The organism is Escherichia sp. KTE31, from assembly GCF_000407925.1.
GTDB classification, from domain to species: Bacteria; Pseudomonadota; Gammaproteobacteria; order Enterobacterales; family Enterobacteriaceae; genus Escherichia; species Escherichia ruysiae.
The window spans coordinates 757,136-769,672 of record NZ_KE136726.1; the positions used below are offsets into that span (position 1 = coordinate 757,136).

General features: G+C 46.7%; 8 protein-coding genes, 1 tRNA gene and 1 pseudogene. 6 read left to right on the forward strand and 4 right to left on the reverse strand.

The window, feature by feature from the left end; genetic code table 11:
* The first annotated feature begins 28 nt into the window (after positions 1 to 28).
* The 6 genes from aspA to WES_RS02040 all read left to right on the forward strand — a co-directional run bounded on the left by aspA (position 29) and on the right by WES_RS02040 (position 5,805).
* The gene (gene aspA / locus WES_RS02065; RefSeq protein WP_010349613.1) at positions 29 to 1,465 is read left to right on the forward strand and encodes an aspartate ammonia-lyase; all 1,437 of its coding nucleotides are present in this window, start codon (positions 29 to 31) and stop codon (positions 1,463 to 1,465) included.
* A gap of 117 nt (positions 1,466 to 1,582) precedes the next feature.
* Positions 1,583 to 2,884, forward strand: coding sequence for an anaerobic C4-dicarboxylate transporter DcuA (gene dcuA, locus WES_RS02060; RefSeq protein WP_000961959.1), 1,302 nt, complete (start codon positions 1,583 to 1,585; stop codon positions 2,882 to 2,884).
* A gap of 115 nt (positions 2,885 to 2,999) precedes the next feature.
* Entirely contained in the window at positions 3,000 to 3,338 is a 339-nt protein-coding gene (gene cutA, locus WES_RS02055; RefSeq protein WP_000883313.1) for a divalent cation tolerance protein CutA, read from the forward strand.
* Positions 3,314 to 5,011 (forward strand): protein-disulfide reductase DsbD, encoded by a 1,698-nt coding sequence (dsbD, locus tag WES_RS02050; protein ID WP_016158910.1) that lies wholly within the window; start codon positions 3,314 to 3,316, stop codon positions 5,009 to 5,011. Before cutA ends, dsbD begins: the two co-directional genes overlap by 25 nt.
* Before the next feature lie 36 nt (positions 5,012 to 5,047).
* The gene (locus WES_RS02045) at positions 5,048 to 5,623 is read left to right on the forward strand and encodes a transcriptional regulator (RefSeq protein WP_001188520.1); all 576 of its coding nucleotides are present in this window, start codon (positions 5,048 to 5,050) and stop codon (positions 5,621 to 5,623) included.
* Positions 5,624 to 5,729: 106 nt separating this feature from the next.
* A tRNA-Phe gene (locus tag WES_RS02040) sits at positions 5,730 to 5,805 on the forward strand.
* Between the two features lie 71 nt (positions 5,806 to 5,876).
* On the opposite strand, the gene WES_RS0121855 is transcribed toward WES_RS02040, so the two are convergent.
* The 4 genes and pseudogenes from WES_RS0121855 to WES_RS02030 all read right to left on the reverse strand — a co-directional run bounded on the left by WES_RS0121855 (position 5,877) and on the right by WES_RS02030 (position 12,315).
* Entirely contained in the window at positions 5,877 to 6,143 is a 267-nt protein-coding gene (locus tag WES_RS0121855) for a GNAT family N-acetyltransferase (protein WP_024195160.1), read from the reverse strand.
* Positions 6,140 to 6,295: pseudogene (gene yjdI, locus WES_RS0121860) on the reverse strand (4Fe-4S mono-cluster protein YjdI); the annotation flags it as partial. The gene WES_RS0121855 and the pseudogene yjdI, both read right to left, overlap by 4 nt.
* Positions 6,296 to 6,397: 102 nt before the next feature.
* Entirely contained in the window at positions 6,398 to 10,327 is a 3,930-nt protein-coding gene (locus tag WES_RS02035) for an autotransporter outer membrane beta-barrel domain-containing protein (RefSeq protein WP_016158922.1), read from the reverse strand.
* A gap of 1,157 nt (positions 10,328 to 11,484) precedes the next feature.
* A complete protein-coding gene (locus WES_RS02030) occupies positions 11,485 to 12,315 on the reverse strand; it encodes an AraC family transcriptional regulator (RefSeq protein WP_016158921.1) in 831 nt (276 codons plus the stop codon).
* Between the last annotated feature and the right edge of the window lie 222 nt (positions 12,316 to 12,537).

The following is a 12,537-nucleotide window of genomic DNA, read 5'->3' on the forward strand; positions in this document are numbered from 1 at the left end:
CATTGGCAGCTTGAAAAAGAAGGTTCACATGTCAAACAACATTCGTATCGAAGAAGATCTGTTGGGTACCAGGGAAGTTCCAGCTGATGCCTACTATGGTGTTCACACTCTGAGAGCGATTGAAAACTTCTATATCAGCAACAGCAAAATCAGCGATATTCCTGAATTTGTTCGCGGTATGGTAATGGTTAAAAAAGCCGCAGCTATGGCAAACAAAGAGCTGCAAACCATTCCTAAAAGTGTAGCGAATGCAATCATTGCCGCATGTGATGAAGTCCTGAATAACGGAAAATGCATGGATCAGTTCCCGGTAGACGTCTACCAGGGCGGCGCAGGTACTTCCGTAAACATGAACACCAACGAAGTGCTGGCCAATATCGGTCTGGAACTGATGGGTCACCAGAAAGGTGAATATCAGTACCTGAACCCGAACGACCATGTTAACAAATGTCAGTCCACTAACGACGCCTACCCGACCGGTTTCCGTATCGCGGTTTACTCTTCCCTGATTAAACTGGTAGATGCAATTAACCAACTGCGTGAAGGCTTTGAACGTAAAGCTGTCGAATTCCAGGACATCCTGAAAATGGGTCGTACCCAGCTGCAGGACGCAGTACCAATGACCCTTGGTCAGGAATTCCGCGCTTTCAGCATCCTGCTGAAAGAAGAAGTGAAAAACATCCAACGTACCGCTGAACTGCTGCTGGAAGTTAACCTCGGCGCAACGGCAATCGGTACTGGCCTGAACACGCCGAAAGAGTACTCTCCGCTGGCAGTGAAAAAACTGGCTGAAGTCACTGGCTTCCCATGCGTTCCGGCTGAAGACCTGATCGAAGCGACCTCTGACTGCGGCGCTTACGTTATGGTTCACGGCGCGCTGAAACGTCTGGCTGTGAAGATGTCCAAAATCTGTAACGACCTGCGCTTGCTCTCTTCTGGCCCACGTGCCGGCCTGAACGAGATCAACCTGCCGGAACTGCAGGCGGGCTCTTCCATCATGCCAGCTAAAGTAAACCCGGTTGTTCCGGAAGTGGTTAACCAGGTATGCTTCAAAGTCATCGGTAACGACATCACTGTTACCATGGCAGCAGAAGCAGGTCAGCTCCAGCTGAACGTTATGGAGCCGGTCATTGGCCAGGCCATGTTTGAATCCGTTCACATCCTGACCAACGCTTGCTACAACCTGCTGGAAAAATGCGTTAACGGCATCACTGCTAACAAAGAAGTGTGCGAAGGTTATGTTTACAACTCTATCGGTATCGTCACTTACCTGAACCCGTTCATCGGTCACCACAACGGTGACATCGTGGGTAAAATCTGTGCCGAAACCGGTAAGAGTGTACGTGAAGTCGTTCTGGAACGCGGTCTGTTGACTGAAGCGGAACTTGACGATATTTTCTCCGTACAGAATCTGATGCACCCGGCTTACAAAGCAAAACGCTATACTGATGAAAGCGAACAGTAATCGTACAGGGTAGTACAAATAAAAAAGGCACGTCAGACGACGTGCCTTTTTTCTTGTGAGTAGTAACTTAAAAATAACAATCTAATATCAACTTGTTAAAAAACAAGGAAGGCTAATATGCTAGTTGTAGAACTCATCATAGTTTTGCTGGCGATCTTCTTGGGCGCCAGACTGGGGGGAATAGGTATTGGTTTTGCAGGCGGATTGGGGGTGCTGGTTCTTGCCGCTATCGGCGTCAAACCTGGTAACATCCCGTTCGATGTCATTTCCATTATCATGGCGGTTATCGCCGCTATTTCTGCCATGCAGGTTGCTGGCGGTCTGGACTATCTGGTTCATCAGACAGAAAAGCTGCTGCGCCGTAACCCGAAATACATCACGATCCTCGCTCCGATCGTGACTTATTTCCTGACAATCTTTGCGGGTACTGGCAACATCTCTCTGGCAACGCTGCCAGTGATCGCTGAAGTTGCGAAGGAACAAGGCGTTAAACCTTGCCGTCCGCTGTCTACTGCAGTGGTTTCCGCGCAGATTGCGATCACCGCATCGCCAATCTCAGCGGCAGTGGTTTACATGTCTTCCGTAATGGAAGGTCATGGCATCAGCTACCTCCATCTGCTCTCTGTGGTCATCCCGTCCACCCTGCTGGCGGTTCTGGTGATGTCCTTCCTGGTCACTATGCTGTTCAACTCCAAACTGTCTGACGATCCGATTTATCGTAAGCGTCTGGAAGAAGGCCTGGTTGAACTGCGCGGTGAAAAACAGATTGAAATCAAATCCGGTGCAAAAACTTCCGTCTGGCTGTTCCTGCTGGGCGTAGTTGGCGTGGTTATCTATGCAATCATCAACAGCCCGAGCATGGGCCTGGTTGAGAAACCGCTGATGAACACCACCAACGCAATCCTGATCATCATGCTCAGCGTTGCAACTCTGACTACCGTTATCTGTAAAGTTGATACCGACAACATCCTCAACTCCAGCACCTTCAAAGCAGGTATGAGCGCCTGTATTTGTATCCTGGGCGTTGCATGGCTGGGCGATACTTTCGTTTCCAACAACATCGACTGGATCAAAGATACCGCTGGTGAAGTGATTCAGGGTCATCCGTGGCTGCTGGCTGTCATCTTCTTCTTTGCTTCTGCTCTGCTGTACTCTCAGGCTGCAACCGCAAAAGCACTGATGCCGATGGCTCTGGCACTGAACGTTTCTCCGCTGACCGCTGTTGCTTCTTTCGCTGCGGTGTCTGGTCTGTTCATTCTGCCGACCTACCCGACGCTGGTTGCTGCGGTACAGATGGATGACACGGGTACAACTCGTATCGGTAAATTCGTCTTCAACCATCCGTTCTTCATCCCAGGTACTCTGGGTGTTGCCCTGGCCGTTTGCTTCGGCTTCGTGCTGGGTAGCTTCATGCTGTAATGACAAATCGCGGGGCGTTCACGCCCCGCTTTCTTTCCCGCCGACTAACATCATTCCCTCGTCCGTTGTATAGTGACCTTTCTCTTGCGGTTCCATCTGTTCTTGCGAGGTGTTTATGCTTGATGATAAAAGTTCGAATACCGCGTCTGTCGTGGTGCTGTGTACTGCGCCGGATGAAGCGACAGCCCAGGATTTAGCCGCCAAAGTGCTGGCAGAAAAACTGGCGGCCTGCGCAACCCTGATCCCCGGCGCAACCTCTCTCTATTACTGGGAAGGTAAGCTGGAACAGGAATATGAAGTACAGATGATCTTAAAAACCGACAAAGCTCACCAGCAGGCGCTGCTGGAATGCCTGAAGTCTCATCATCCGTATCAAACCCCGGAGCTTCTGGTTTTACCTGTTACACACGGAGACACAGATTACCTCTCATGGCTCAACGCATCTTTACGCTGATCCTGCTACTTTGCAGCACTTCCGTTTTCGCCGGATTATTCGACGCGCCAGGACGTTCACAATTTGTCCCAGCGGATCAGGCTTTTGCTTTTGATTTTCAGCAAAACCAACATGATCTTAATCTAACCTGGCAGATCAAAGACGGTTATTACCTTTACCGTAAACAGATCCGCATCACGCCTGAACAAGCGAAAATTGCCGACGTGCAGTTACCGCCAGGCGTCTGGCATGACGATGAGTTTTACGGCAAAAGCGAGATTTATCGCAAGCGGCTGACGCTTCCAGTGACCATCAACCAGGCTACGGCTGGCGCGACATTAACTGTCACTTACCAGGGCTGCGCTGACGCTGGTTTCTGCTATCCACCAGAAACCAAAACCGTACCGTTAAGCGAAGTGCTTGCCAACAACGCAGCGCCACAGCCGATGTCTGTTCCGCAGCAAGAGCAGTCCGCCGCGCAATTGCCCTTTTCTGCGCTCTGGGCATTGTTGATAGGCATCGGCATCGCCTTCACCCCCTGCGTACTGCCGATGTACCCACTGATTTCCGGCATCGTGCTGGGCGGTAAACAGCGACTCTCCACCGCCATAGCATTGTTGCTGACCTTTATTTATGTGCAAGGGATGGCGCTGACCTACACGGCGCTGGGTCTGGTAGTTGCCGCTGCCGGATTACAGTTCCAGGCGGCGCTACAGCACCCTTACGTGCTCATTGGCCTCGCCATCGTCTTTACACTGCTGGCGATGTCGATGTTTGGCTTATTTACCCTGCAGCTTCCCTCTTCGCTGCAAACGCGCCTCACGCTGATGAGCAATCGCCAACAGGGTGGCTCGCCCGGCGGTGTGTTTGTTATGGGGGCGATTGCCGGTTTGATCTGCTCACCATGTACCACCGCGCCACTTAGCGCGATTCTGTTGTATATCGCCCAAAGCGGTAACATGTGGCTGGGCGGCGGCACACTTTATCTCTATGCGCTGGGTATGGGTCTACCGCTGATGTTAATTACCGTCTTTGGCAACCGTCTGCTGCCGAAAAGCGGCCCGTGGATGGAACAAGTCAAAACCGCGTTTGGTTTTGTGATCCTCGCGCTGCCGGTCTTCCTGCTGGAGCGGGTGATTGGTGATGTCTGGGGATTACGCTTGTGGTCGGCGCTGGGCGTCGCATTCTTTGGCTGGGCCTTTGTCACCAGCTTACAGGCCAAACGCGGCTGGATGCGCGTAGTGCAAATAATCCTGCTGGCAGCGGCATTGGTTAGCGTGCGCCCACTCCAGGATTGGGCATTTGGTGCGACGCATACCGCGCAAACTCAGGCGCATCTCAACTTTACACCAATCAAAACGGTGGATGAGTTAAATCAGACGCTCGTTGAAGCCAAAGGCAAACCGGTAATGTTAGATCTCTACGCCGACTGGTGCATTGCCTGTAAAGAGTTCGAGAAATACACCTTTAGCGACCCACAGGTGCAAAAAGCGTTGGCTAACACGGTCTTACTTCAGGCCAACGTCACCGCCAATGACGCACAAGATGTGGCGCTGTTAAAACATCTAAATGTCCTTGGCCTACCGACAATTCTCTTTTTTGACGAACAAGGCCAGGAGCATCCACAAGCACGCGTCACGGGCTTTATGGATGCTGAAACCTTCAGCGCACATTTGCGCGATCGCCAACCGTGAACGACACTTGCAGTGGGAAAGACGGAGGAAAATAGCGTGCAACGTGAAGATGTACTGGGAGAAGCCCTGAAATTATTAGAATTACAAGGGATTGCCAACACCACGCTGGAGATGGTTGCTGAACGTGTGGATTATCCACTGGACGAGCTGCGCCGCTTCTGGCCAGACAAAGAGGCAATCCTCTACGATGCGCTGCGTTATCTTAGCCAACAGATAGATGTCTGGCGTCGTCAGCTGATGCTGGACGAAACGCAAACCGCCGAACAAAAGCTGCTGGCGCGTTATCAGGCGTTATCAGAGTGCGTTAAAAACAACCGCTATCCGGGCTGTCTATTTATCGCTGCCTGTACGTTTTATCCCGATCCTGGCCACCCTATTCATCAACTGGCCGATCAGCAAAAAAGCGCGGCCTACGATTTCACCCACGAACTATTAACCACGCTGGAAGTTGACGATCCGGCGATGGTGGCAAAGCAGATGGAACTGGTGCTGGAAGGTTGCCTGAGCCGAATGCTGGTGAATCGTAGCCAGGCGGATGTCGACACCGCACACCGGCTGGCGGAAGATATTCTGCGCTTCGCCCGCTGCCGCCAGGGTGGTGCATTGACCTGACAGAAACACAGAAAAGAAGCGATTTGCCGCAATCTTAAGCAGTTGAATCGCTTTTACTGAAATTAGGTTGACGAGATGTGCAGATTACGGTTTAATGCGCCCCGTTGCCCGGATAGCTCAGTCGGTAGAGCAGGGGATTGAAAATCCCCGTGTCCTTGGTTCGATTCCGAGTCCGGGCACCACTAATTCCTGAAAACCCGCCCACAAGGCGGGTTTTTGCTTTTGGGAAAACGTCCTTTCTGCCTTCGCACCATCAACTGCGAATATCATCATACTCGCGCGTTTTATCAAATTCGTGTTTCGCAAACGGGCACAGTGGGATAATTTTCCGTTTTTCCTGGCGCATTTTTTCCACGACTTTCGCTACCAGTTGTTTACCAATCCCCTGCCCTTTCAGGCTTTCATCAACATCGGTATGTTCGATAATCGCTAAATTCTCTCCGGTCGGCACAAAGACAATTTCAGCTATTTGATTTCCCTGGGCATCATTGATGTAAAATTTATTATGACCCTCACTTATTTATGACGGTATTTCAGCGCGCCGCTCGGGCACGTATCAATAATATTCACGACGGTAGCGACGTCTACTTCATCCGGCATGATCCACGGCTTACGTTTGAGATTAAATAACTTGCCGTTGCCATGTACGCAATTGCCGGAATTTGTAGTGATGTGATGTCCCCCCTTCCCAAGGTGGTCAGTGCCATACATTTACTAACTACATTAATCCGGGAGTAACCTCACTATAGGCCCCTTTTCAGGGGCCTCTGCCTGTCAGAACATATAACGGAAATTCGCGTTTATCGCGTTATCCACGTTGTATTTACCAAAGGCTGATTTCTCAAACTCCAGACCAAAGCGCATGTTGTCCTTTATCTGTGCGTTCATGCCGACATTGAACAACATCCTGCTGTCCTTCTCCCCTTTGATCCGTTTCTCTCCGGATGCATCACGAAGAACCGTCTCGCCATTATTCAGCAGGTCAAACTGCCAGCTGGTTCCGGCACGGGCTGTCACACTCCAGTCCTTACCACTGAATGTTTTGCCCAGCTCAATCCCTGTTCTGCCAATCAACGGGCTGAAATCCTTGTTCTTCATACTCAGATCCATCTCACCGTCTTTCCAGTTGAATGTTTTCCCGGACACTGCGCCGTAAACCAGTTCGGCCTGAGGCTCAATAAAAGTGTCTTCAGTCAGGTGATAACGGTAACCCGTTTCCGCGCCGGCATACCAGGAGTGGGTCCCGTAGTGCTTCGTACCCAGACCGGCAAAGTTGCCTGTGTAGTCATTGTCATGGTGAATATATTTACCAATCAAATCGATATAGGCACCGGAGTTAAACAGTGCTGAAGCATACAGACCGCCCCCCACGGATTTTGTCTTCCCGCTGAATGCATCACTGTCTGCACTGCTGTCGGTATAGGTCATTGTGATACCGGTAAACAGATCCACGCCATCCAGCACATGTTTTTTGTCAAAACCGACCTGAACGTGAGTGTAATTATCGCTGTACCCGCCATCGGCTGAACCGGCGCCGTTCATGATACGGGCCCAGGCACCGGCATCACCGTTCGTGTCACGCAGCTCACCCATACGTTTGTTCAGGTTGTTAACTTCCGTCATAAAGTTTTTGTAGCCGGCATTCATGAAACTGTCCGCCTTCGCTGCAGCCGCTTTATCGGCTTCCGTCTGGAAACCATCCAGAATCCATTGCGTACTGCCGCCAGTGGTGTCAACACGCAGTGTCGGTGTTACCCGGCTGAAGCCTGTCACTCGGGTGCCCGCCTTAAAGATATCCCCTGATGTTCCGGCCGGCGCACTGACCAGCGGGATGTTCAGGGACTGCCCCGGGGTCGGGTTCTTCATAAAGCTGACATTCAGGGTGTTGTCTGAACCGCTGGCTTTCCCCGTCACGCTGATTTTATCGGCGTTCTTCAGGTCAGTGCGCAGGACAAAATCACTGCCCGTGGCATCCAGTGTCTTAACCGTCAGGGTACGGAAGGCTCCGTTTTCTTCAGACTGTACCCGGCTGGTGTGGGTCGTCAGACTGTTGATGTCGGAGTCTCCGGTCAGCTGCCACAGACCACTGTTCATACTGACGTTTCCCTTACCGCCGGTGATGGCGCCGTAGTACGCCGCGTTATATCCACTGAACAACCCGGCAGCCAGAACAGGGGAGACAGAAGAGGAAACTGAGCCCGGGTTTTCAGAGCCAATACGAATGGTGGATGAACTGGTTGCATGAATATCCCCGGAAACATGCGCCTGCTGGCTGATGTCCAGCGTGGCGTTATCGCCGGTTAAATCATAGCCTTCTGTCATGTATGTCAGCACAGGCATCCAGGTATTATCAGCGCCATTCTCCGGCGTGCCGCTCAGGGAAAGCGTACCGTTCTTCCCAATCTGAACCCGACCATCACTGTAGAGCCCTTTTTGTGCCGTCAGATGACCGCCGTCACGGACAGAAAGAGTGGAATTCACGAAAACACCACTGTTCTGCAGCAGGGCATCCGGTGAGGAGACATTTACCTTACTGTCATGGGCTTCAATCCCGCCAGTGAACCGGTTGTTGATGTCCAGCGTGGAGCCTTTTTGCAGTGTAATATTGCCCGTATAGCTGCTACTGCCATCATCCGCTGAGCGTCCTTCACGAACGTCCTGGCGGAAGCCAAACCCATTACCAGTGATATTGATGCCATCATACATATCAATGAATACCGGAACGTCGCCCCCTAGTTTCAGCGTTGAATTCGATGCAACAATATCACCCTCAACAACTGAGTTACGTGCAGTTGTGAATTCTGAGTTTTCCAGATTCAGAGTCTTAAATCGGAAATGCCGGGTTTCCCAGTCAGGTTGATCAAAAGAAGCCACCTGGTTATTTGTTTTATAGGCACTGTTATTTTTCTTATTTGCCTCACTTTCTAGTTTGGCAAAATCAGCAACATAATCTTTGTCACAAAGAACTCCGGGAACATAGCAGAATCGGGGTCCCTCACGGAATATTGCATGTGTTGTGGCATGACCCTGTAACCGAAGCTGGGAATTCCGTATGGTGATGTCATTGTGCGTATCAATGTTTCCGTCAATAATCAGGCTGCTGTCAGCACTTTTCTGTGTCCCAGTGTGTTCGATATTCGTATTTCCCGTGATGTTGCCGTGATAGACATAACGGGAGGGGTTTTGTAGAGAAAGGGTCGCTGTTTTATCAGAAGTATTGGTGATAATGGTACCGACATCAGTTGCCGCAATCTTCTTAAACGACTGGCTGAACCCGTTTAAATCCAGAGTCCCTCCACGGCTGGTAAAATAAATACCTCTGTAATCACTATTTTTATCCAGCGCATCGGCCTGACCCAGTTTGAGCGTTCCGCGACCACTGGCAACATAGATAGCATTGAAAGCCTTTGCTGCATTAAGAACAACAGTACCGTCACCCATTTTCAGGTTATTCCCCTGGGCCACATTGACATTCAGTGTCCCGGCTCCTGTTTTGTGCAGGTTATCATTTGCCGCTCCTTTTACCGACCAGTCGACAACCGTATTTTTTCCGATATCAATACCCGCACCTTTATACGTTTTATCTTTCCCGGTGATTGAGTAATGTTGTCCCTCATCAAAAATCAGTCCTCCAGTTCCTGAATTCAGGTTATCGGTGAGTTCAATGTTCCCGCCACCATGAAATTTCAAATCTTTATTTTTATTATTCTTGGTCAGTTCAATAGCGGTTGTATTACCGTTAACAGTAATATTTTTATTATTGACGGTCATTTTCTGACCATTAAGATTCACATCCTGAGTGAACACATTTTTCAGGGTATCAACCATATTCTGGTCATATCGGGCAAAAAAGGCCCAGGTATCCTTACTGGAGAATGCCTTACCATATGTTGTTCCCAGAATGACCCATTTTTTTTTCTGATTATCATACAAGTAAAATCCGGAACCGCTGTCTCCTCCTGTCACTTCATTATAAAATCCGCCTGTATTATTCGTGGCTAACATATTGTTCCAGTTTAACTGAAACATAGAAGCACTGCGTAATAATGGATTATATGCCTGTCCCACCCCATAAGATGTAACACCGGTTGCTCCGGCTCCAACCCGAAAACCGATTATCTGTTTCTTTCCATTGAACTCAATACCATAACGCTCTAATGCTTCTGCTGCTGATAAGTTGAAATCAGCATGCTCTGTTGCACCAGCTGTTTCAACAACAAACTTATCCAGACGCTGGACCGCAAAGTCACCTTTGGTCACCCGATCAACATAATGATAGTCTGACTGTCCCCATGTCTGAGTTTTAACGGCATGGTGAATAGTGCCATTATGGCTTGCGGTAACACTGTAGGCACTACCAATAGCAGTTGTTGCACCTTTAGCGGACACTGGAGAAAAATCAGGGATCGTTACTTCAGGAAAACTGAATTCGCCACCATTTTTTAATGGCGTTTTTACCCCATATGCTCCAGGCTGAAATACACCTTTATTCTGTGCCAAATCAAGATAATCACGGATCCAGAAATTTCGGGTATCCATCTGTGCTGCATAGGCATATTCAGCAGCACCATAAGACAAGGCGGAAACTATAAATGTAGCGAGAAGTTTTCGACCAGTTTTAGAGGATACTCGGGATGCTAATTCTGATACAGCTATAAGCCCTTGAGTAAGGTGACAATACTTAAGTGAATATATTCTGTTCACGGGTAAGACTCCATAACGTTTATAACATAATACCAACAAATAGAACTATGCCTTTATTAAAAAATAAGCTTCCAGTTACCTTTATTAATTGCAGTAAAAAAATAAAAATTCAGCCCACGCATGTAAAAAGCACATCCACAATACAGATTTTATAGTAGTGCAATTAGCATATTTACATTGCAATAATTAAATCACATTGCGCCATCTAAAATTATTTAGAAAAATAATATCAACTCCATATCCACATTACATAATGAAGGACAAAGCTACAAAAATAAAAGCAAGTAATAAACAACCCCATATGGCGTTTAAGTGTTTTTGTATTTATTGTTTTTTATTTTATATCATTGCGAGGCGCAATTCTTCATTTATTTCGCACACTAATATTATTTTATCATATTCTTTTATTTTTTTCGAAAAACAATAATAGTTTTAGCTTGTGGATGTTTTTATATTCGAAGATTAATTGAGCCCATGGGTAAATAATTCGCTATTATTTAAGTAAACCGCTATATATGTAGATAATGGCGAATTAACGTATCACCTGACACTCTTCTCTCCAAAATTAAGAAGTAGTTGACTCCTCAAGCCAATAAATGTGTATAGAATGATTATACTGGATAGTTACAAGTTCACCGATACGGTGCAGGACTTCAGTGGCGATGTCGGTGGGAGCTTTTGTTTCGTGATATGATGGACGTCCCTTCTTAATGCAGTCAGTGCCATGCTTTTACTGACTGCATTAATCCGGGAGTAATATCACATGAACACGATCAGGATTGTTATATTGCCAAGCCTGTTTTTCAGGTCTGCGTCTGGATTAATGATGATTCTGTTGCATAGAATAGAAACATCTCATGCTCCAAATTGCAGGATATCGTTCAACGATTCGAGTCCGGAACACTAATCGCTATGGAGGCATGTTCAACTTCTCATTTTGGGGGAATGAACGCTCAGTGCTATGGGATATCCCCCGACTATTCCCTGCGCAACAGCATCATTTTTGGTTAAAAAATAACATTATTCTTAAGATAAAGAAAAGGAACTCGTCCTGGACGGGTAAAATTTATTAAAAATGCATACCGTTTTCACCTCACAGGAAATTTATTGAAAATCAGTAAGAACTGCTTCTGTCGCTATTATATATGCAATATTAATTATGATTTCCTTTTCACTTTCAAGGAGAACTGTTTTGGTGTTATACCAAAATAACTTTTAAAATTACGGATAAAATATGATGTACTAACATAGCCGACCTCGTCAGATATACTATTAATATGTTTTTCAGACGTAGTTATCAGTCTTGCTGCATGTTGCATTCTAATATCCAGAACCAAATTGTTAAAATTATTATTTTCTTTTTCAAGTTTTTTCCGAATTGAGACTTCTGACATATGCAAAATATTTGCCAAATCAACTAGCCGCCATGATTTTGAAAGATCAGATTCTATTATTAACTTTAATTTTTCTGTGAAAGTAGAGTCTGTGGAAACAGATAATGAGCAAACCAAGGATTCAATATCATCAACTTTAGATAACAAATAAGTAATATTATAAATTAGTCTATGATGAGGAACATTTGCTTCTGTTATCATTTTAAATATCTCTGTATCTGTCTTATCTGCCATGCAATTAAAAATTCTACTTCGCATAGGGCCGACTTTATGTGGATTCAGTAACAAAGGTTCCATGACTTTGCAGATACAACTTAACATATTATTATCTATATGAAAGATATCATAAGGCATGCCTTTACCTAACACGTTAAGTGTAACATCAATGACTGTATTTTTCTCGATATAACATATTGATTCAGGTGGAATATTAATAATCCCCCCATCTATCGTTTTAACCAGTAATTGGGCATTGCGAAGATAAATAATAGCACAATTGTAAAACCTAATCTTTTTAAGAACTAATGTAGAGTTACCGGGTATATCTCCTCTAACAGCAAGCCTCATATTACTTAAAGCATTTTGACTATTCATACAGTCACCCCCATGCTTTGTAAGAATATAATGTCATGGGGTATCCTCTCTGTAAACTCGAAAATAACGCAAAGATGAATACCTCTCAGTAAAAAGTTTCTCATCGACATAGCGACTAACTTTAGAGACTCTAAATAATTAGTCTCTATGATGATAGAATTTATTAACTTTGATAATAATTACATTATGAAAAAATATGAAAAGACAGAAATCAAATCATTT

Coding starts and splice junctions, on each gene's coding strand:
- dcuA (WP_000961959.1), top strand. CDS start 1,583: ATGCTAGTTGTAGAACTCATCATAGTTTTGCTGGCGATCTTCTTGGGC.
- dsbD (WP_016158910.1), top strand. CDS start 3,314: ATGGCTCAACGCATCTTTACGCTGATCCTGCTACTTTGCAGCACTTCC.
- WES_RS02030 (WP_016158921.1), bottom strand. CDS start 12,315: ATGAATAGTCAAAATGCTTTAAGTAATATGAGGCTTGCTGTTAGAGGA.
- aspA (WP_010349613.1), top strand. CDS start 29: ATGTCAAACAACATTCGTATCGAAGAAGATCTGTTGGGTACCAGGGAA.
- cutA (WP_000883313.1), top strand. CDS start 3,000: ATGCTTGATGATAAAAGTTCGAATACCGCGTCTGTCGTGGTGCTGTGT.